The 20,546-nt window shown below is 70.6% G+C and carries 16 protein-coding genes; 8 read left to right on the top strand and 8 right to left on the bottom strand.

The features are described from left to right. Positions 1-20: 20 nt before the first annotated feature. Positions 21-1,055, bottom strand: a complete 1,035-nt coding sequence (locus AB0J76_RS09630; protein ID WP_352321673.1) for an SIS domain-containing protein — start codon at positions 1,053-1,055, stop codon at positions 21-23. 173 nt (positions 1,056-1,228) lie between these two features. Between AB0J76_RS09630 and AB0J76_RS09635 the strand changes: the two genes are divergently transcribed. The 3 genes from AB0J76_RS09635 (at position 1,229) to AB0J76_RS09645 (ending at position 4,709) form a co-directional block, all read left to right on the top strand. Beyond that, positions 1,229-1,969 carry a GntR family transcriptional regulator gene (locus tag AB0J76_RS09635; protein ID WP_352321671.1) on the top strand — a complete coding sequence of 247 codons (741 nt, stop codon included), beginning with the start codon at positions 1,229-1,231 and terminating at the stop codon, positions 1,967-1,969. Positions 1,970-2,038: 69 nt separating this feature from the next. Continuing rightward, positions 2,039-3,355 (top strand): PTS transporter subunit EIIC, encoded by a 1,317-nt coding sequence (locus AB0J76_RS09640; protein WP_352321669.1) that lies wholly within the window; start codon positions 2,039-2,041, stop codon positions 3,353-3,355. Between the two features lie 79 nt (positions 3,356-3,434). Continuing rightward, positions 3,435-4,709, top strand: coding sequence for a PTS transporter subunit EIIC (locus tag AB0J76_RS09645; protein ID WP_352321667.1), 1,275 nt, complete (start codon positions 3,435-3,437; stop codon positions 4,707-4,709). Positions 4,710-4,788: 79 nt separating this feature from the next. Here the strand turns inward: AB0J76_RS09645 and secA are convergent, their stop codons facing one another. Then, a complete protein-coding gene (gene secA / locus AB0J76_RS09650; RefSeq protein ID WP_352326266.1) occupies positions 4,789-7,578 on the bottom strand; it encodes a preprotein translocase subunit SecA in 2,790 nt (929 codons plus the stop codon). 224 nt (positions 7,579-7,802) lie between these two features. On the opposite strand from secA, the gene AB0J76_RS09655 reads away from it, so the two are divergent. Both AB0J76_RS09655 and AB0J76_RS09660 read left to right on the top strand, forming a co-directional pair. Next, on the top strand, positions 7,803-8,063 hold the full coding sequence (locus AB0J76_RS09655) for an HGxxPAAW family protein (protein WP_352326267.1): 261 nt from the start codon (positions 7,803-7,805) through the stop codon (positions 8,061-8,063). Between the two features lie 288 nt (positions 8,064-8,351). Continuing rightward, positions 8,352-9,545 carry a crosslink repair DNA glycosylase YcaQ family protein gene (locus AB0J76_RS09660; RefSeq protein ID WP_352326268.1) on the top strand — a complete coding sequence of 398 codons (1,194 nt, stop codon included), beginning with the start codon at positions 8,352-8,354 and terminating at the stop codon, positions 9,543-9,545. Positions 9,546-9,707: 162 nt separating this feature from the next. On the opposite strand, the gene AB0J76_RS09665 is transcribed toward AB0J76_RS09660, so the two are convergent. From AB0J76_RS09665 to mtrA, 6 genes are all read right to left on the bottom strand, one after another. Further along, positions 9,708-10,406 (bottom strand): response regulator transcription factor, encoded by a 699-nt coding sequence (locus AB0J76_RS09665; RefSeq protein ID WP_352326269.1) that lies wholly within the window; start codon positions 10,404-10,406, stop codon positions 9,708-9,710. Between the two features lie 264 nt (positions 10,407-10,670). Further along, entirely contained in the window at positions 10,671-11,336 is a 666-nt protein-coding gene (raiA, locus tag AB0J76_RS09670; RefSeq protein ID WP_352326270.1) for a ribosome-associated translation inhibitor RaiA, read from the bottom strand. Positions 11,337-11,962: 626 nt separating this feature from the next. Then, complete coding sequence (locus tag AB0J76_RS09675) at positions 11,963-12,691, bottom strand: ComF family protein (protein WP_352326271.1); 729 nt, start codon at positions 12,689-12,691, stop codon at positions 11,963-11,965. Positions 12,692-12,896: 205 nt separating this feature from the next. Then, on the bottom strand, positions 12,897-14,621 hold the full coding sequence (locus tag AB0J76_RS09680) for an LpqB family beta-propeller domain-containing protein (RefSeq protein ID WP_352326273.1): 1,725 nt from the start codon (positions 14,619-14,621) through the stop codon (positions 12,897-12,899). Beyond that, complete coding sequence (gene mtrB / locus AB0J76_RS09685) at positions 14,608-16,278, bottom strand: MtrAB system histidine kinase MtrB (protein ID WP_352326274.1); 1,671 nt, start codon at positions 16,276-16,278, stop codon at positions 14,608-14,610. The genes AB0J76_RS09680 and mtrB overlap by 14 nt, the downstream gene beginning before the upstream one ends. An 84-nt stretch (positions 16,279-16,362) precedes the next feature. Further along, on the bottom strand, positions 16,363-17,040 hold the full coding sequence (mtrA, locus tag AB0J76_RS09690) for an MtrAB system response regulator MtrA (protein WP_043620615.1): 678 nt from the start codon (positions 17,038-17,040) through the stop codon (positions 16,363-16,365). 268 nt (positions 17,041-17,308) lie between these two features. Here mtrA and AB0J76_RS09695 point away from each other — a divergent pair, with 268 nt between their 5' ends. From AB0J76_RS09695 to AB0J76_RS09705, 3 genes are read left to right on the top strand one after another with little or no spacing between them, the layout of a single operon-like run. Further along, positions 17,309-18,643 (top strand): glycerophosphoryl diester phosphodiesterase membrane domain-containing protein, encoded by a 1,335-nt coding sequence (locus AB0J76_RS09695; RefSeq protein WP_352326275.1) that lies wholly within the window; start codon positions 17,309-17,311, stop codon positions 18,641-18,643. Next, positions 18,640-19,266, top strand: a complete 627-nt coding sequence (locus AB0J76_RS09700; protein ID WP_352326276.1) for a DUF4129 domain-containing protein — start codon at positions 18,640-18,642, stop codon at positions 19,264-19,266. The genes AB0J76_RS09695 and AB0J76_RS09700 overlap by 4 nt, the downstream gene beginning before the upstream one ends. Then, entirely contained in the window at positions 19,263-20,540 is a 1,278-nt protein-coding gene (locus AB0J76_RS09705; RefSeq protein ID WP_352326277.1) for a DUF4350 domain-containing protein, read from the top strand. The genes AB0J76_RS09700 and AB0J76_RS09705 overlap by 4 nt, the downstream gene beginning before the upstream one ends. Positions 20,541-20,546: the final 6 nt, after the last annotated feature.

The raw sequence follows: 20,546 nt of genomic DNA on the forward strand, positions 1-20,546 counted from the left end.
GGCTAAACGAGGCGCCCCGCTCAGTCCGTCTGCGTGACCTTGTTGAGCCCGCGCGGCGAGTCGGGGTCGATGCCGAGGCGCCGGGCCAGCGCTTCGGTGAGGAGCTGACCGGGGATGATCAGGCCCATCGGCGCCACCCATTCGGGCAGGTCGGGGCCGTTCAGCGCGGCCGTGCCGGCCTGCGCGAGCGCGTCGCCGCCGCCGATCGTGTACGCCGCCGCGCCCGCCGCCACGACCCGCTCGGCCAGGGCCACCGTGCCGGACAGCGTGGGGCTGTTCTCGGCGGCCACCAGCAGCGCCGGGGTGTCGGCGTCGACCACGGCGATCGGGCCGTGCAGCAGGTCGGCGTAGGACAGGCCCATGGCGTGCAGGTAGCAGGCCTCCTTGAGCTTGAGCGCGGTCTCCAGGGCCGTGGAGAAGGCCAGCCCGCGTCCGGACACGACCACGCCCGGCTTGTCCAGCAGCCCCTCGACGACCGCGTCCAGGTCGCCCGGCTCGGCGATCAGCTTCTCGACCGCGTCGGGCACCCGCCGCAGGTCCTCGGCGTCCACGTCGGCGCCCAGGCCCAGCGCGAGCACGGCCAGCGCGGCGAGCTGCGTGGTGTAGGTCTTGGTCGCCGGGACGGCCTTCTCCTCGCCGGCCAGCGTGCACAGCGCGACGTCGGCCGCCTGGGCGAGCGGGCTGTCCTCGCCGCCGTTGGTGATGCCGACCGTCTTCGCGCCGCAGTCCTTGGCCCAGGCCAGGGTCTCGACGATCTCCTCCGTACGGCCCGACTGGGAGATCGCGACGGCCAGCACGCCGTCGAGGTCGAGCTTGCGCCGGTAGGTCGTCGCGATGGACGGCGCCGCCAGCGCGCCCATCCGGCCCGCGTGGGACTCGACCAGGTAGCGGCCGTAGACTGCGGCGTTGTCGGAGGTTCCACGCGCGATGAACAGCAGCTGGCGAGTCTGCTCGCCCACCGCCTTCACCTCGCCCACCCTGGGGAGCAGGGCGTCGAGCGTGGCCCGCAGCGCCTCCGGCTGCTCGGCGATCTCACTGCGCATCTTGGTGGTCATCCTGAGCTCATCCCTCGATTCAATACGGTGTCGGACTTGACCGTCTTTCGCGACATGTGGTCTAGTCCGGACTAGACCAGTACGAACCATAGCCCATGGCCACCAAACACGAAATCTGCCCATAGACTGCCGCACCACCAGATCCAGATTTCTGCCGATCGAGGGGAGGATCCGTGGCGCACATCGATCCGGATAGCCCGGTGCCCAAGTACTTCCAGCTTCGCGAGATCCTGCTGGACCTCATTGACAGCGACGAGCTCAGCATCGGCGCGGCCATCCCGTCCGAGCGCGAGCTCTGCCAGCGGTTCGGCCTGTCCAGGATGACCGTACGGCAGGCCGTCGACCACCTGGTCTCCGAGGGCCGCCTGCACCGCGTGCCGGGCAAGGGCACGTTCGTGGCCAGGCCCAAGATCGAGCTGGCGTTGCAGCTCACGTCGTTCACCGACGACATGAGGGCGCGCGGGATGATCCCGGGCTCGCGCGACCTCGACCGCCGCATCGTGCGGGCCAGCGCTCACCTGGCCAAGGAGTTGGGGATCCAGCCGGGTGAGGAAGTGCACTTCATCGAACGCCTGCGTACGGCCGACGGCGAGCCGCTGTCCATCGAACGGGCACACATCCCGGTCAAGCTCGCCCCCGACCTGGCCGACGACGACCTGTCGGACAAATCACTGTACGAGCTGCTGGAGAGCCGCTACGGGCTGGTCATGGACGCCGGCGAGCTCACCATCGACGGCGGCATCGCCGACCCGAGCGACGCCGACCTGCTGAAGCTGCCGCGCGGCGGCGCCGTGCTGCTGCTCCAGCGCAGGTCCTTCTCCGGCGGCGTCTGCGCGGAGCTCGGCGTGTCCACCTACCGCGCTGACCGCTACCAGCTGCGGACCATCCTCGAAATGCCCGTTAGACGGGGCTAGGGCCACTCCGCCGGGCCCGGACGGCCTGCCCGGCGGACACCTGACTCCCACCCCCCGGAGGAACGCCCGGTGAACGAGACCACCGCCGCCGCCCGGCCTTCGCCGTTCGCACGCGTGATGAATGTGCTCCAGCGGCTGGGCCGCTCGCTCATGCTGCCCATCGCGGCCCTGCCCGCGGCCGCGCTGCTCTTCCGGTTCGGACAGCCCGACATGCTGGGCTCCAACGGCCCCGCCCCCGGCGGCCTGGCCGACGTGCCCGGGTTCGCGTGGATGAGCCAGGTCGCCGAGGTGCTGGCCGCGGCCGGGGACGCGCTGTTCCAGAACCTGCCGCTGCTGTTCGCGGTGGGCGTGGCCATCGGCTTCGCCCGCAAGGCCGACGGCACCACGGCGCTGGCGGCCGTCGTCGGCTACCTGGTGTTCGACCGGGTGACCAAGGTGATGTTCTTCGGCTCCGACATCCGCGACACCGTGGCCATCCGCCAGGTCCAGGACCAGGGCATCAAAGAGGTCATCAACTACGGCATGCAGAACCCCACCAAGGTGCTCGGCGGCATCGTGATGGGCCTGGTCACCGCGCTGCTGTGGCAGCGCTTCCACCGCATCAAGCTGCCGCCGTGGCTGGCCTTCTTCGGCGGACGCCGGTTCGTGCCGATCATCACCTCCATCGTCGCGCTGCTCCTCGGCGTGCTGTTCGGCTGGCTCTGGCCGGTCCTCGGCGAGTGGATCCGGCACGCCGGCGAGGCCCTGGCCGCCATCGGCCCGATCGGCACCGGCATCTACGGCCTGATCAACCGCCTGCTCATCCCGCTCGGCCTGCACCACTTCGTGAACTCGGTCGTCTGGTACGTCGTGCCGCAGTGCGAGGTGGGCGGTCACGTGCTGGGCGGCGACTGGAACTGCTACTTCGGCGGCGCCCCGCACTCCGGCCAGTTCATGGCCGGCTTCTTCCCCGTCATGATGTTCGCCCTGCCGGCCGCCGCCCTGGCCATGTGGCGGGCCGCGCCCCCGCACCGCCGGGCCACGGTGGGCGGCATCATGCTCTCGGCCGGGCTGGCCTCGTTCGTCACCGGCATCACCGAGCCGATCGAGTTCGCGTTCATCTTCGTCGCGCCCGCGCTGCTGGTCGCGCACGCCGTCCTGACCGGCCTGGCGATGGCGCTCACCACGCTCATCGGCGGGCAGCTCGGCTTCGGCTTCTCCGCGGGCCTGCTGGACATGCTGCTGAACGTCAGCAAGTCCAACACCCAGAACGTGCCCGGCATCCTGCTGCTCGGCCTGATCTACGGCGTCGTGTACTACGTCGTGTTCACCTTCCTCATCCGCAGGTTCGACATCATGACGCCGGGCCGGGAACCCGAGCCCGACCTCGACTCCGGCGAGACCTAGCGCCCGTTTTCCGCCACGCCCGCCGTGGTAGGAACCTGGCATTCCCCCGCTGACGGACCACCGAGCGGGGGTGAGGACCATGGGCGCGTCGCCCTGGTCGGCCACGTTCGCGGTGTTGCAGCGCATCGGCCGCTCGCTCATGATGCCCATCGCCGTGCTGCCCGCCGCCGGCCTGCTCTTCCGCTTCGGCCAGGACGACCTGCTCGGCAAGGACGGCCTCGGCGGCCTCCTGCCGTGGATGCTGCCCGTCGCCAACGTCCTGGCCGCGGCCGGCGGCGCCCTGTTCGACAACCTGCCCGTCCTGTTCGCGATCGGCGTCGCGATCGGCTTCGCGCGCAAGTCGGACGGCTCCACCGCGCTCGCCGCCCTGGTCGGCTACCTGGTGTTCGACCGCGTCAGCCGCACGCTCTTCTACGACGCGGGCCACGGCGCGGTCTACGACAAGGTCGTCGTCACCACCCCGCAGGGGCCGATGCTCAATCTGGGGGCCCAGAACCCCACCGGCGTGCTCGGCGGCATCGTCATCGGCATCACCGCGGCGCTGCTCTGGCAGCGCTTCTACCGGCTGAAACCGCCCCCGTGGCTGGCCTTCTTCGGCGGCCGCCGCTCGGTCCCGATCATCACCGCCGTCGCCGCCCTGCTGCTCGGCGTCGTGTTCGGGCTGGCCTGGCGGCCGGTGGGCGACTGGCTGTCCGGCGTCGGCGACTGGCTCTCGGCCCACGGCACCACGGGCACCGGCATCTACGGCGTGGCCAACCGGCTGCTGATCCCCGTCGGCCTGCACCACTTCCTCAACACCATCGTCTGGTTCACCCTGCCCGAGTGCCACGCCGGCGTGCACGGCGCCACCCGGGACGCCGCCGGCGACCTGAACTGCTACTTCGCCGGCGAGCAGGGCGCCGGCATCTTCATGACCGGCTTCTTCCCCGTCATGATGTTCGGGCTGCTCGGGGCCGCCATCGCCATGTGGCGGGCGGCCCCGCCGGAACGCCGCAAGTCCGTGGGCGGCATCATGTTGTCGGCGGGGCTGACGGCATTCATCACCGGCATAACCGAGCCGCTGGAATTCGCCTTCATTTTCGTCGCGCCGGTGCTTTTCGTGGTGCACGCCCTGCTGACCGGGCTGTCGATGGCCCTCATGGCGGAATGGGGCGCGCGGCTCGGCTTCACCTTCTCCGGCGGGGCCATAGACATGCTGCTGAACGCCAGCAAATCGAACACCCATCGGCTCGGCCTGATCATCGGCTTCGGGCTGCTGTATTTCGTTCTCTATTATCTGATCTTCGCGTTCCTGATCCGCCGTCTGAACATCCCCACCCCCGGCCACGAACCCCCCGCGACGCCGGCTCCCTAGCCGCCCCCGCGAACGACGAAGCCCCCGTCCCCCTGCTCGCGCAGGGGGACGGGGGCCCGCTCAGGCTCGCCTCAGCGTGTCAGACGGCGTTCTTCGGGTCGCCGTGGCAGCGCTTGTACTTCTTGCCCGACCCGCAGGGGCAGGGCGCGTTGCGCTCGACGTTCCCGTACGCGGCCCGCTCGGCCGACGTGGTGCGCACCCGCGTGTGCTCGACGTCGCCCTGCTCGCCGGGGGCGGAGTATTCGAGCTCGGCCGGGCGCTGCGGCGCGCGCAGGGCGGTGGAGATGATCGACCGCGTCTCGGTGACCGCGGCGTCCTCCTCCTCGACGATCGGGTTCTCCTGCACCTCGACCTCGAGGTTGAACAGGAAGCCGACGGAGTCCTCCTTGATGCCCTCCAGCATCGCGGAGAACATCTCGAAGCCCTCGCGCTGGTACTCGATCTGCGGGTCCTTCTGCGCGTAGGCTCGCATGCCGATGCCCTCGCGCAGGTAGTCCATCTCGTAGAGGTGCTCGCGCCACTTGCGGTCGAGCACCGACAGGATGACCTGGCGCTCGAAGTTGCGCGTGGCCTCCGCCCCGAGCTGCTCCTCGCGCCTGGCGTACGCCTCCAGGGCGTCGGCCTTGATCTTCTCGGAGATGAACTCGGCGGTCAGCTCCTCGCGGCCGCCGGCCTCCTCGACGAGGTTGTCGATCGTGACCGTGACGGGGTAGAGGTCGCCGAACGCCTTCCACAGCCGGTCGAGGTCCCACTCCTCGGCGAAGCCCTCGGAGGTGGCGCCCGCGACGTAGCCGTCGATCACGTCGCCGATGAAGCCGCGCACCTGCTCGTGCAGGTCGGCGCCCTCCAGCACGCGGCGGCGCTCGGAGTAGATCACCTTGCGCTGCCGGTTCATGACCTCGTCGTACTTCAGAACTTCCTTGCGGATCTCGAAGTTCTGCTGCTCGACCTGGTGCTGGGCGGAGGCGATGGCCTTGGAGACGATGCCCGACTCGATCGGCTGGTCGTCGGGGATGCTCAGCCGGTTCATGATCATCTCGACCCTGGCCGCGTTGAACAGGCGCATGAGGTCGTCGCCGAGCGAGAGGTAGAAACGCGACTCGCCGGGGTCGCCCTGACGGCCGGAACGGCCGCGGAGCTGGTTGTCGATGCGGCGCGACTCGTGGCGCTCGGTGCCCAGCACGTAGAGGCCGCCGAGCTTGGTGACCTCGTCGTGCTCGGCCTTGACGGCCGCCCTGGCCTTCTCCAGCGCCTCGGGGTAGGCCTTCTCGTACTCCTCCGGCGTCTCGACCGGGTCGAGGCCGCGCTGGCGCAGCTCGAGGTCGGCGCGGAACTCGGAGTTGCCGCCGAGCATGATGTCGGTGCCTCGACCGGCCATGTTCGTGGCGACGGTGACGGCGCCCTTGCGGCCCGCCTCGGCGACGATCGCCGCCTCACGCGCGTGGTTCTTGGCGTTGAGCACCTCGTGCGCCACGCCCCGGCGCTTGAGCGCCTTGGACAGCCGCTCGGACTTCTCCACCGAGGTGGTGCCGACGAGGACCGGCTGCCCGGCCTCGTGACGCTCCTTGATGTCCTCGACCACCGCGTTGAACTTGGCGTCCTCGGTCTTGTAGACCACGTCGGGCTGGTCCTTGCGGACCATCGGCCGGTTGGTCGGGATCGGGACGACGCCCAGCTTGTACGTCTGGTGGAACTCGTTGGCCTCGGTGACCGCCGTACCGGTCATGCCGGACAGCTTGGTGTAGAGGCGGAAGTAGTTCTGGAGGGTGACCGTGGCGAGAGTCTGGTTCTCGTCCTTGATCTTCACGCCCTCTTTGGCCTCGATGGCCTGGTGCATACCCTCGTTGTAGCGCCGGCCGTGCAGCACGCGGCCGGTGAACTCGTCGACGATGAGCACCTCGCCGTCGGCGACGATGTAGTCCTTGTCCTTCTTGAACAGCTCTTTCGCCTTGAGCGCGTTGTTCAGGAAGCCGACCAGGTGGGTGTGCTCGGGCTTGTAGAGGTTGTCGATGCCGAGCCAGTCCTCGACCTTCTCGACGCCGGCCTCCAGGACGCCGACCGTGCGCTTCTTCTCGTCGACGATGTAGTCGCCGGTGCTCTCCTCGCCCGGGTTCTTCGCCTCGACGCCCTTGCGCAGCCGGGGAACGATCTTGGCGAACTCGCTGTACCACTTGCCCGACTGCTCGCCGGGGCCGGAGATGATCAGCGGCGTGCGGGCCTCGTCGATGAGGATCGAGTCGACCTCGTCGACGATGGCGTAGTGGTGGCCGCGCTGGACGCACTCCTCCAGCGACCACGCCATGTTGTCGCGGAGGTAGTCGAAGCCGAACTCGTTGTTGGTGCCGTACGTGATGTCCGCTTGGTACTGCTTGCGCCGCTCGTCCGGCGCCTGGCCGGAGAGGATCATGCCGACTTCCATGCCCAGGAACCGGTAGACGCGGCCCATGTTCTCGGCGCCGACCTTGACCAGGTAGTCGTTGACGGTGATGACGTGGACGCCGTTGCCCGCCAGCGCGTTGAGATAAGCCGGCAGCGTACAGGTCAGGGTCTTGCCCTCACCCGTCTTCATTTCGGAGATGTTGCCCATGTGCAGGTTGGCCCCGCCCATGATCTGCACGTCGAAGTGCCGCTGGCCGAGCACGCGGCGGGCCGCCTCGCGCACGGTCGCGAACGCCTCGGGAAGCAGATCGTCGAGGCTCTCGCCGTCGGCGTAGCGCTGCTTGAACTCGTCGGTCAGCGCGCGCAACTCCGCGTCGGACAGGCTCGTGAAGTCGTCCTCGATGGAGTTGACCTGATCGGCGATCCGCTTGAGCTTGCGCAGAGTCTTGCCTTCGCCGGCACGTAGGATCTTGTCGAGAATGGCTGCCACTTTATGTAAAGCTCCTCGCAGGTCTACCCCGGCGGCGCCGCCAGGAGGAGAGGCCGAGACAAACTTCCCCGGTTGCCATCGTAGGCGGTTCCACAACCAGACACAGCCACCGTGACGACGAGGGCGCCGGACACGTCTGGGAGAATGGGGCCAAGGCAGAGGGTATGCCGGTTGAGCGCCGGTTCGCACCAATAGCGGGATATCCGGCAAAGGAAGGATTAGTCATGGTTGAGGGGAAGAAGTCCGAGCACACGGAGAATCTCGGCAGCCACGGCGGGCGCGCCTCCTCGTGGCTGGCCGTGACTGTCATGGTGGTGGGCACCATCGTGGCCGGCTTCGGGCTGACTGCCGACAACTGGACGCTGGTCTGGGTCGGCGCCGGCATGTTCGTCGTCGGCGGCATCCTCGCCCTCGTCTTCGACATCTTCACGGACGTGGTGATCGACGCGCCGCGCGTCGGCATGCGCGCCGAAGACCACCGCTGACCCACCCGGCACACGGCGGGCCCCGACGGACCGGGCGCCCGCCGTTCCCATGCCCGGCCCCCTCCCGGACTCTTTGTTCTCGGCATCCACTTCCCCAACCCCGGTACATCGGCGTGTCGCCCCTCGCCTGGCCGGCCCTCCCGGTCCGGGGCGGACCGGGGCGGACCGGGGGCGGACCGGGGGCGGACCGGGGGCGGATCGGGGGCGGGCCGATTCTGTCGGTGGGCGCCGCTAAATTCCTCCCATGGATAGCCCTACCGTCCCCCAAAGCCACCCGGGGTTCGCCGCATGACGAACGTGACCGACCTGACCGCCGACGAGGCGCGCCGGGTCATCCTGCGCGCCCAGGGGCTCGTCGGCGCCGACGCGCGCAAGGGCGGGGTGCGCGGCATGCTGCGCCGGCTCGGCGCCGTGCAGCTCGACACGATCTCCGTGCTGGCCCGCTCCCACGAGCTGGTCGCCTACGCGCGCCTGGGCGCGGTGGGCAGGCCCGCGGTCGAGCGCGCCTACTGGCACGATCCCGCCCAGAGTTTCGAGTACTGGTGTCACGCCGCCTGCATCCTGCCCATCGAGCACTGGCCGCTCTACGCCTTCCGGCGCCGCGCCTACCGCGACCGGCGCTACCGCTGGCACGAGGTGCCCGACAGCGTCGACAAGCTGCTGCAGCAGGTGCGCGACTCCGGCCCGCTCACCACGTCCGACGTCGGCGGCGCCAAGAACGGCGGCCCGTGGTGGGACTGGTCCGACTCCAAGATCGGGCTGGAGTGGCTGCTCGACATCGGTGAGATCACCTGCGTGCGCCGCGTCGGATGGCGTCGCGTCTACGACCTGACCGAGCGCGTCGTGCCCGCCGACCTGCTGGCCGACGACCTGCCCGACGAGGAGTGCGTCGTCCTGCTGGCCGCCATCGCGGGCCGGTCTCTCGGGGTGGCCAACCGCACCGACCTGCTCGACTTCCTGCGGCTCAAGGGCAAGTACGCGGCGATGCTCGACCAGGCGCTGCTCAGCGGCGCCGCCGGGCTGGTGCCGGTCAAGGTGGCGGGCTGGCCGGCCAAGAAGGGCCAGGCCAACGCGTGGGCCGATCCGCAGGCGCTGGAGTCCGAGCCGCGCGGCCGCCACCGCACGACGCTGCTGTCGCCGTTCGACTCCCTGATCTGGCACCGCGGCCGCACCGAGCGCGTCTTCGGCTTCAAGTACCAGCTTGAGCTCTACGTGCCCAAGGAGAAGCGCGTCCACGGCTACTTCACGATGCCGGTGCTGGCCGGGGGCCGCCTGATCGGCCGGGTCGACCCGGCTCGCGAGGGCACCACGCTGGTCGCCCGTCAGGTGCACCTGGAGCCCGGCCTGTCCCCGGCCAAGTGGGCCGACGCCCTGCGCGACGCCCTGTGGTCGGCCGCCGACTGGGTGGGCTGCGACGCCGTCCGCGTCGAACGCACCGACCCTCCGGAGCTCGCCCAGCTCCTGACCGGGCCCCGGCCGTAGCTCGGGCCGGGCGGCGGGCCGGCGTCACGGCCGCGCCCGCCGCGCCCGCCACGGCCGGAGAAGGGAACCGGGGACGAGCGACGGCGATCGCGCCGGGTCACCGTCCCCGGGGAACGGGTTCGGGGGCGCGGCCGGCGGCCTTCGCACGGGCCCGCGCCAGGGTCATGTGATCTCCAGCATGCGTTCGCGCACCGCGTAGACCACCGCTTCCATCCGCGAGTGCAGCTGGAGCTTGTCGAGGATGTTGCGGACGTGGTTCTTCACGGTGTTCTCGGAGATGAACAGCTGCTTGGCGATCTCGCGGTTGTTCATGCCCTTGGCGACCAGGCGCAGGACCTCCATCTCGCGGTCGGTCAGCCGGGGCACGGGCAGCTGCGGCGGGCGTTCGGCCTCCTTGCGGCTCATGTTCGCGAACTCGCTGATGAGCTTGGCGGCCATCGCCGGGTTGATTAAGGACTGGCCCTCGTGCACGCCCCGCACCGCGGCGGGCACGTCGTTGATCTGCACGTCCTTCAGCAGGTAGCCGGTGGCGCCGGCCTTGATGGCCTCGAAGAGGTCCTCCTCCTCGTCGCTCACCGTCAGCATGATGATGCGGGTGCTCGGGACGGAGGCCCTGATGCTCTTGGTCGCCTCGATCCCGTCCTGCCGGGGCATGCGCACGTCCATCAGCGCGACGTCGGGCATGAGGCGGTCGGCCAGTTCGACCGCCTCCTGCCCGTCGCTCGCCTCACCGACCACCTCGATGTCGGGCTCCGCGGCCAGCGTCAACGCCAGGCTTCGCCGGATCAGCTCGTGATCGTCAACGATCAGCACGCGGATCGGCTCGCTGTCTGCCGTGCGGACCTCGCCGGACTCGGTCACGAGCCCTCCTCGGTCCGGCTCGCGCCTGCCTTGCTCACGGGGAACCTGCTCATCGGACGGCCGCTCCGCTGTCACGCCCGGTCGGGGCCGTAGCGGCGGTCCGCGTGGCGGTTGTCCCGTCAGTACCCTCGCTTCGCTCGCTCATCTGAACCTGACTGAGCTCGCTCACGTCTCCTCCTCGTCGGGGGGCCAGAGCCGTCGGACCGCCATGATGGCACGTATGGCACGGTCCTCGGGTGGTCGAGAAGATCTTCCGGTGTGCGATCAGGGCTCTATGAGCCGCAACACGCCGTAGTTGTACCCGCGCCGGTTGTAGACCACGCTCGGCAGGCCGCTCTCCTTGTCACGGAACAGGTAGAAGTCGTGCCCGACCAGTTCCATCTCGAGCATGGCCTGGTCGATGGTCATGGGTTCCGCCTTGTGGAACTTCTCCCGCACGACGAGCGGGCCGTCGCCGTCCATCTCGATCGGGACGATGTCGTCGTCGATCTTGTCCTCCTGCACCGGCAGGTCCTCGTAGGACTCGGCCGGCTCGGGGACGGGCTTGGCTCCCCGGGACGGCGGGCCGGCGACGTCAGGGAGCGTCGCGGTGAGCTCCGCCACCGAGGGCGGGCAGTGGTTGCCGTGATGGACCTTGCGCCGGTCGGCCAGCCTGCGCAGGCGGCCTTCCAGCTTGTCGAGGGCTATGTCGAGGGCTACGAACCGGTCGTCGGCCGAGGCTTCGGCGCGGATGGCCGGGCCTTTCGAATGGATGGTGAGTTCGACGCGCTCGCGCTGGTCGGCGAGGCGAGGGTTGCGTTCTTTGGACACCTCCACATCGACTCGGATGAGTTTGTTGTCCAGACGTTCGATCCTGGCCAGCTTGGTCGTCACCTGGTCTCGGAACCGGTCACTCACTCCTGTGTGCCGACCCTTGACGATGATGTCCATGCAACAGCCCCCCTTCGTCTAACGACTGAGCAAGAGCGCCCGACGATGTGCGTACCGGACGGGGTTTCCTGTCCGCCTCTCTGTCACCGCTACCCTCTTCCGCCACGACGTCACCGGGATCTCGGGTGGCACCCGTCCGGCCGACCTGGTCTTCGACCCCACATTCGCCTGCTGAGGATTTCGCAGCTCTGTTGCCACTACTGCCCTTCTCTTCTGACGAGGGACATCTGGACCCTCGGGAAGGCAGGACTTACCCCTAAGCCGCACCGTGATCGGTCGACAAAGAGTCGCCTTACGTGGACCGTTTTGCCTGCGGCTGGCCTCGGCTAGCAGAGCCGGGGACACCGGCTCTGCGCAACCACGGACCCGGACGGGTGCCATGTCAGAACGCTATCCGCATCCTGGGCGAATGTCAGCCGGAGGCTCGGCCGAAGGATCACTTTCCGTGATTTTCCCGGAGTTCCGGACGCCCGAATGATCCCGGCGCCACCGCACGCCAACCCCTGCGGCCACGCGTGTTCCGGTCTCCCGACCTGTGCTGCCTCTTGTTCCCAGGAAGAGACAGCCCCCCTTCAAGACGTCCCCAAGAATTGGATCTTTCTTTACCGACAGTGATGCCGAGCGTTTCAAGATCTTCGGCGTGTCGCGGCGACGGTGGCCGCCATCGGCACCCGCAGGCCGGCGGCGCGCAGTGCTCGCGCGGCTTCGGTGAGCGAGGCGCCGGTGGTCACGACGTCGTCCAGCAGCAGCGCAGACGGCGCTGGAGGGCCTTTCGCGCGGCGGGCCACACAGAGGGACCCGGCGAGGTTCGCGGCGCGCTGCGTGGAGCTCAGGCCCGCCTGGTCGGCCACCCGGCGAGCCTGCCGCAGCGCCGGCCACGGCTCGGCCCGCACGCCGGACGCGACCAGATGACGGGCGACGAGCACCGCCACCCGGCCCATGGGATCGTGCCCGCGGACCCGCAGCGCCCTCCTCGCGCTCGGCACCGGCACGACGGCGAACGGCCCCCGCGCCCACCCCGCCCCGGACCCGGCCGCCGTCCCGGCCTCAGCTCCGGCCTCAGCTCCGGCCCCTGCGCCCAGCGCCGTGAGCACGGTGAACGCCAGCACCTGCGCCAGCACGCCGGCCAGCCCCACCGCCCCCCGCTCCTTGTACGCCAGGATCGCCGCGCGGGCCGCGCCCTCGTACGACGTGGCCGACCAGCACTCCGGCAGGCCGGGCGGGCCCGGCTCGGGCCCGCGCCTGGCGGGCGCGACCGCCATCCCGGCCGCGCACCCGGCGCAACACCGCGCCCCGGCACGCCCGCAGCCCACGCAGGACTGCGGCAGGAACACATCAAGCACACCCGCCAACACGCCCCCCAGCATGCCCGCCACTACCGACAGTTCCACCGGTTCAGATCAGGAGGGAGACGGCGCGGGCTACGCGCCCCTCAGTCGGAGCGGAGGACCGCCCCGGGAACGCCCCCAGCCCAGAAGAAAAACGGGGACATCCCCTCAGTCCGGGTGGAGGACCGTTCCCAGGACACTCCTCCAGGCGGAGGCGGTGCCCCTGACCGGGTCAGCCCAGGGGGAAGAACGGGTTCTTGGCGTTGGGTTCGATCTTGCTGGTCCAGCCCTGGCGGTCCTGGTTGAGCTCGATGATCTTGGGACCCTTCTCGGTGCTCGCCTCCGCGAGCACCCGCCCGTTCAGCGCCGTCACCCCCGCCAGCCGGTCCTTCAGCGGGATCCCGATGGTCTCGCCGTCGCCGATGTCGATCTCGTTCAGGATCTGCCCGGCCTTGCTCTGGATGAGGACGAGCAGGTGCTCGTCGTCCTCCCAGGCGATGTCCTCGATCTTGTACTCGACCTCCGTCGAGGTCAGCGTCTGGAGGTTGCCGAGCATGGGCCCGTTGAGCCCCTCGCTCAGCGCCCCGAGCTGCACGGTGTTCTTGCCGGTGCGCAGGGCCACCCGCACGCCGTCCCTGGCGATCCGGAACGCGGTGACGTCGAGGCCGTCGAGCCCGGGGGCGGAGACGCGCTCGGGGCCGCGCCCGCCGTTGGGGTCGTACCGCAGGACCACCTTGTTGTGCTGGTCGAACGTCCACAGGGAGCCGTCGCGGCGCCAGGTGGGGTCGGTGAGGTCGGCGCCCTCGATGACCTGCTGCCAGCGGCCCTCGGGGGTGAGCCCGGCGATCGAGATGCCGGTGGAGGTGCGCGCCGCGACGATCGCGCCGGTCTGCTGCGTGGACAGCGCGAACGCCCTGAAGTCGGTGTTCCCCTCCCCCGCCGGCCCGGACACGGCGACGCCGGCCCCGTCGTCGCTCATGACGTGCACGGACCCCTTGCTGGTGTAGTACGGCGTGAAGCCGCCGTTGTCCAGCCAGTGGCCGTCCAGGTTGGGCGGCTCGGTCCAGTACTGCTCGCCGTCGAGCTGCACCTCGATGGTGCGGCTGTTGGCGACCTTGTTGGTGGTCAGGCTGTACTTGAGCTGCGCCACCAGGGCGGCCTTCTCGGCCAGGTCGAGCGGCAGGAGCGGGCCCGAGAAGTTGATCAGGACGCGGTCGTCGCCGGTGCCGACCGACTCGACCTTCGTGCCCTCGGGGAAGACGGTGCCCACGGCGCCGCGCAGCGCGCTGCTCGGCCCCTTGAGCAGCCGCTTGACGATGGTCTGGGCGAAGGTCTCGGTCGGCTTGAGCCGCAGGCACACCCGGTCGACGACCAGGCGCTCGCGGGCGCTGTTGAGGTAGTACAGGTTGGTCAGCCGGTACGCCCGCGCCACGTCGGACTTGGTGAGCAGCAGCCCGTCCGGCAGGTCGTCGACCCGGTAGACGCCCCGGGCGTCCTTCTTCAGCACGAACAGCCGCTCGGGCGCGTTCCCCGACAGCGGCACGTACGCGTCGTCGGGGTCGATGCGGGCGACCTGCTTGCCCTTGAGCCCGTACGTCTCCGCCTCGTCGCCCTCCCCCGGGTACTCCACCTGGAACGCGTCTTCGATCACCGTCACCGGCCCGGACGGCTTCCACTTGGCCTGGGCCTTGGGCGTCAGGTACCTGGCCAGCACGGCGGGGTCGTCGGGGTAGGCCGCCATGGCCGCCTGGAGCCCCCTGATGAGGTGGTCGGGGTCCCAGTCGTCGCGCGGCGGGACGGCGATCATGCGCTGGAACGGCTTGTTCAGCGGGTCGCCGCCCCCGGTGTCGCTCACCGTGTACGGCCCGCTCACCGGGATCACGGTGCACCCCGAGCCCGCGCAGGCCACGGCCGCGGCGAGGGCGACCGCGGCGCCCACCCGTCTAGTCCTCCTCATGGCCGCCTCCGTCCCCCGAGGCCGGGAGCAGCACCGGCGTCATGTGGCTGCGCCAGGTGCGCCGCATCTCGATCTCGGGCGGCACCAGCGACAGCGGCGAGCCCTTCAGGTCGGCGCCGGCCAGCCTGGGCAGCGTGAGGCGGAACTGCGAGCCCTCGCCCGGCTGCCCCCACGCCTGCAGCCAGCCGCCGTGCAGCGTGGCGTCCTCGCGGGAGATGGCCAGGCCGAGCCCGGTGCCGCCGATGGTCCTGGCCCTGGACGGGTCGGCCCGCCAGAACCGGTCGAACACCATCGTCTCCTCGCCCGGCTTGAGCCCGATCCCGTGGTCGCGGACGGCGACGGCGACGGCGTCCCGGTCGGCCCCCACGGTCACCACGATCTCCCGGCCCTCGCCGTGCTCGATGGCGTTGAACAGCAGGTTGCGCAGGATGCGCTCGACGCGGCGGTTGTCGACCTCGACCATGCACGGCTCGTGCGGCAGGCGGATGTCGAAGCGGGTGGAGTGGCGCTCGGCCAGCGCCTCGGAGTCGGCGATGGCCCGGTGGACGACGTCGCGCATGTCCACCGAGTCGACGTCGAGCGTGGCGGCGCCGGCGTCGTAGCGGCTGATCTCCAGCAGGTCGGCCAGCATCGACTCGAACCGTTCGAGCTGGGCCTGCATCAGCTCGGCCGAGCGGGCGGCCATGGGGTCGAAGTCCTCGCGGGCGTCGTACAGCAGGTCGGCGGCCATGCGGACGGTGGTCAGCGGCGTGCGCAGCTCGTGGGAGACGTCGGAGACGAACTGGCGCTGGACCTGCGACAGCTCCTCAAGCTGGTGGATCTTGAGCGCCAGGTTGGCGGCCATCTCGTTGAACGAGTTCGCCAGGCGGGCCAGGTCGTCCTCGCCGCGCACCTTGAGGCGTTCGTCCAGTTTGCCGGCGGCCAGGCGCTCGGCGGCCTGGCGGGCCAGCCGCACGGGCGTGACGACCTGCCGGGCGACCAGGTAGGCGATGGCGGCCAGCAGCAGCACGAGCCCGAGCCCCACGACGACGATGGCCAGCCGGACGTTGGACAGCAGCTCCTCTTCCTCGCTGAACGGGAAGAAGTGGTAGACCTGGTAGTCCTCGCCGGTCGTGGGCTCGTGCACGACGCCGCCGACCACGAACGTCAGCGTGGCCTGGCTCTGCCCGGCGAACCTGATCGACTCGATCTGGGCCTCGGTCTTGCCGTACTCGGCCCGGTTCATGTACTTCTGCAGGCGCTGCCGGAGCGAGGCGGGCACGTCGGCCTGCACCACCCGGCCCGAGGCCCGCGACATGCCGGGCTTGGCCTCGTTGAGTATGAGAACGTCGTAGCGCTTCTTGGAGCCGTCCTCGCCCGAGCCGGTGACGGTGTCCATGACCTCGTCGAGCGGGTTGACCTTCTGGTCGGTGTCGGGGGCCTTGGCGCCGTCGTCGGAGGGCGGGATCAGCGCGTCGGCGATCTGCAGCCGGTCGGCGTACGCCTCGTTGAGCGACGACTGCTGGCTGCTCGCGACCACGGACCTGTTGATCTCGTCGGACAGGAACGTGCCGAGCACGACCACGACGGTCACGGAGATCACCAGCGTGCTGGTGACCACCTGGAGCTGGAGCGAGCGCCGCCACACGCTGCGCACCCGGCCCGCCGCACGGCGCACCCTCCGGCGGACGCCGCCGAGAATCTGGCGGATCGTCCGTCGGCGGGCTTTCCTGGTCGGGGGCATGGCGGGGCGGGGCGAAGGCTAGGCGGGGCCGGCTTTGTAGCCCACGCCGCGGACCGTCACGACGATCTCGGGGTGCTCGGGGTCCTTCTCGATCTTGGCGCGGAGCCGCTGCACGTGCACGTTCACCAGCCGGGTGTCGGCGGCGTGCCGGTAGCCCCAGACCTGCTCCAGCAGGACCTCGCGGGTGAAGACCTGGCGCGGCTTGCGGGCCAGGGCGACGAGCAGGTCGAACTCCAGCGGCGTGAGGTTGATCGTCTCCTCGCCGCGCTTGACCGAGTGGCCGGCCACGTCGATGGTGATGTCGCCGATCTGCAGGATCTCCGGCGTCGGCTCGTCGGTGCGGCGCAGCCGCGCCCGCACCCGCGCCACGAGCTCCTTGGGCTTGAACGGCTTGACGATGTAGTCGTCGGCGCCGGACTCCAGCCCGAGCACGACGTCGATCGTGTCGCTCTTGGCGGTGAGCATCACGATCGGCACCCCCGACTCCGCCCTGATCCGGCGCGCCACGTCGATGCCGTCGGCGCCCGGCAGCATCAGGTCGAGCAGGACAAGGTCCGGGCGTGTATCCCGGAACGCGTCGAGGGCCTTGTCGCCGTCGGAGACGAAGGACGGCTCGAAGCCTTCTCCGCGCAACACGATGCCGAGCATCTCGGCGAGAGCGGCGTCGTCGTCGACGACCAGCACGCGACCTTTCATGGCCCCTCATTCGTTCTACGCATTGTGGGACATACCCGCACGATCGCTGAAGGTTACCCTTGGTCGGCCCATGTGTGGGACATGAGCCCTACGAAAGGCGAATTTTAGGTTCCCCCGGCAACCACAAACCCAGTCTGCGGTAACGGAGCGACTTTCGGCCATCCCCGGCTGCCTTCCTTGCCCCGTTTCGCCGATAAATGCGGGCAAGATGAGCCGGCGAATCACCTCGGTGACACCAGCCACCCGCCCAGCGTGCCAGGATTGGGATATGTCAGACGGTCACGGACGCACGCCCGAGACGCCCCCAGGCTGGTCTGCCGAACAGCCCCCGCCCTACAGCGCCCCGCAGGCTTCACCGTGGACCGCGCCGGGATCGCCCACGCAGACGCCGTACGGCCAACCGTACGAGCCGCAGGGCGAAGCCCCCCAGCCGCCGCCCTACGGCCCGCCGGGGCCTCAGCCACCCTACCCCCAGCCGGGCCACCCGCAGTCCGGTCCTCCGCAACCGGGCCACCCCCAGGGCGGCTACCAGCAGGGCGGCTACCAGCAGCCCGGCTACGGCTACGGCTACATGCCGCCGCCCGCGCTGCGGCCCGGCATCATCCCGCTGCGGCCGCTGGGGCTCGGCGACATCCTCGACGGCACGATCAAGCTGATCAGGTCCAACCCCAAGGCCGTGCTCGGCCTGTCCGCCGTCGCCGCCCTGCTCGGCGCGGTGCCGCTGGCCGTGGGGCAGGCGGTCATGCTCACCTCGATGGGCGACGTCTTCGACGACCCGCAGGCCGCCTCCTCCGCCGGTCTCGACAGCTTCTACGGCGTCGTCGCCCAGTACGGCGGCATGCTGGTCTCGTACGCGATCCAGTTCGTCGTGGTCACGGTGCTGACCGGCGTGCTGACGCGCATCCTCGGCCGGGCCGTCTTCGGCGGCAACATCACCGCCGCCGAGGCCTGGCACCTCAGCAAGGGCCGGCTTCCGGCGCTGTTCGGGGTCGTCGGGCTGATGGCCGTCATGATGGTCGTGCCCCTGATCGTCCTCACGCTGGTCGTGGTGGCGCTGGCGATGAACGTCTCCTCCTCCTCCGAGGGGGTCGGGCTGACCCTCGGCGTGTTGGTGCTGTTCGTCCTGCTGTTCATCCCCTACTACCTGTTCATCACCACGCGCTTCGCGTTCGCCGCGCCCGCCGTGGTGCTGGAGGGCAGAGGGCCGATCGACGCGATGCGGCGCTCGTGGCACCTGGTGACCGGTGACTTCTGGCGGGTGCTCGGCATCCTGCTGCTGACGTCGCTGCTGGTCGGCCTGGTGTCGGGGGTGCTGTCGGTGCCGTTCTCGTTCGGCGGGACGCTGATCGGCATGCTCGGCGGCGGTTCGCCGGGGTCGGCCGTGGTCGCGGCGGTGTTCATCGCCGCCGGCGCCACGCTGAGCTCGATGTTCGCCTATCCCTTCCAGGCCGGCGTCTCCGGCCTGCTCTACGCCGACCGGCGCATGCGCGGCGAGGCGTTCGACCTCGTGCTGCAGACGGCGGCGATCGAGCAGCAGCGCCAGGGTTGGGTGCACGCCTCGGCCGACGACCTCTGGCACCCGTCCAACTCAGCCAGGTCGTGAGCCCGGTCGGCCGGGAGGAGGCGGCGCGCAAGGCGGCCGAGGAGCTCCTCAAGCCCGGATACGAGAAGGAATCCCTGTTCGACCAGCTCTACCGGCGTTTCATGCAGTTCATCGGCGACCTGACCGACGCCGTGACGGGCGGCGGCCCGGCGGGCGGGATCATCGCCGCGGTCGTGATCACGGTCATCATCCTGGGCGTGATCCTGCTGGTCGCCTGGCGGCTGCGCAGGACCGCCCGCAGGAACGCCATGGCCGCCGGCGGCCTCTACGGCGAGCGCGTGCTCAACGCCGCCGAGCACCGCAGCGCCGCCGAACGCCTGGCCGCCGAGGGCGACTGGACGCAGGCCATCCGCGAACGCCTCCGCGCCATCGCCCGCGACCTGGAGGAACGCGCCCTGGTGGACGGCATGCCGGGCCGCACGGCCGACGAGCTGGCCGCCGAGGCGGGCAGGGCGCTGCCCGGCTTCGCCGCCGAGCTGGCCGCCGCCGCGCGCTCGTTCGACGACGTCAGCTACGGCGGCGTGCCCGGCACGCAGGCCGCGTACCAGACGATGAGCGACCTGGACGAGCGGCTGCGCCAGGCGCGGCCCGTCCCGCTCGCCGTGGGAGGCGGCCCGTCGTGAGCATCTGGAACTCCGAACCGGCCGCGCCAGGCAGCGCGCCGAACACGGACACCGCGCCAGGGGCCACCTCCGCGCCGGGCGCGGGCACCGCCACGGTGACCACTTCCGCGCCGGGGGCCGCCGGGCCCTCCGCCGCCACCTCCCCCACCGCCCGCTCCACCTGGCGGGCGAGTCGCATGATCGTCCTGCTCGGCCTGGTCGTCGTCCTGGTCGCGGCGGCCGCGGTGTTGTTCGGCCCGCAGCGTGGCCCGTCGCGTTTTCTCGACCCCGCCGACACCTCGCTGGCCGGGTCGAAGGCGCTGGCGGAGCTGCTGCGGGCGCGGGGCGTCCAGGTCGACCGGGTCGACTCGGTCGAGGCGGCCGCCGCCAAGGCCGCGGGCGGCGGCCGGCTGCTGCTGGTCACCGACCTGACCTACCTCGACGAGCACCGGCTCGCCGAGATCCCCGGCGACCGGCTGATCGTCGGCGACCTGCCCGGCCTCGCCGTCCTGGCCCCCGGGACGAGCACCGAGCGCGAGCCGTCGCGGGTGCGCTCCCGCGAGCCCGGGTGCGCTCTGCCCGCCGCCACGCGGGCCGGCAGCGCGTACGTCGGCGGCCTGGTGCTGACCGGCCCGCCCGGCGCCGCCTCCTGCTACCCGGCGGGCGAGGGCTACTCCCTGGTCAGCTACCGCACCGCCGACGGCGCCACCACCACGGTCGTCGGCGACGGCGAGTTCATGACCAACCTGCGCCTGCCCGAGGACGGCAACGCGGCCCTCGCGCTCAACCTCGTCGGCACCGGCAGGCCCGTCACCTGGCTGGTCCGCCCGGACAGTCCGCCCCCGCTCGACCTGCCCGGCTCCGAGGGCAAGTCGATGTACGAGCTGATGCCCCCGAGCGTGCCGTGGGCGATCCTGATGACCTGCCTGACCGTGGCGCTCGTCGCGTTCTGGCGGGGACGCCGCCTCGGGCCGGTGGTGACCGAGAAGCTGCCCGTCGTCGTGCGGGCCGCCGAGACGGTCGAGGGCCGCGGCAGGCTCTACCGCGCCAGGAGGGCCAGGCAGCGGGCCGCCGATTCGCTGCGCGCCGGCACGGTCGACCGGCTCACGCCCCGCCTGGGCCTGGCCCAGGGCGCCGGGCCGCACGAGCTGGTCGCGGCCCTGGCGGCGCGGATCGCCGACGACCCGCAGGTGGTCGGCGCCGCACTGTACGGCCCGGCGCCGGCCGACGACGCCGGGCTCGTCGCGCTGGCCGGGTACTTGGACTCCATCGAAAGGCAGGTCAGTGAACTCTGAGGAGAC

The organism is Nonomuraea sp. NPDC049624, from assembly GCF_040675255.1.
In the GTDB taxonomy this organism is placed as follows: domain Bacteria; phylum Actinomycetota; class Actinomycetes; order Streptosporangiales; family Streptosporangiaceae; genus Nonomuraea.

Bases quoted from the DNA above. Each gene is read 5' to 3' on its own strand.
- AB0J76_RS09630 (WP_352321673.1), bottom strand. From the start codon at position 1,055: ATGACCACCAAGATGCGCAGTGAGATCGCCGAGCAGCCGGAGGCGCTG.
- AB0J76_RS09645 (WP_352321667.1), top strand. From the start codon at position 3,435: ATGGGCGCGTCGCCCTGGTCGGCCACGTTCGCGGTGTTGCAGCGCATC.
- AB0J76_RS09655 (WP_352326267.1), top strand. From the start codon at position 7,803: ATGGTTGAGGGGAAGAAGTCCGAGCACACGGAGAATCTCGGCAGCCAC.
- AB0J76_RS09660 (WP_352326268.1), top strand. From the start codon at position 8,352: ATGACGAACGTGACCGACCTGACCGCCGACGAGGCGCGCCGGGTCATC.
- raiA (WP_352326270.1), bottom strand. From the start codon at position 11,336: ATGGACATCATCGTCAAGGGTCGGCACACAGGAGTGAGTGACCGGTTC.
- AB0J76_RS09680 (WP_352326273.1), bottom strand. From the start codon at position 14,621: ATGAGGAGGACTAGACGGGTGGGCGCCGCGGTCGCCCTCGCCGCGGCC.
- mtrA (WP_043620615.1), bottom strand. From the start codon at position 17,040: ATGAAAGGTCGCGTGCTGGTCGTCGACGACGACGCCGCTCTCGCCGAG.
- AB0J76_RS09695 (WP_352326275.1), top strand. From the start codon at position 17,309: ATGTCAGACGGTCACGGACGCACGCCCGAGACGCCCCCAGGCTGGTCT.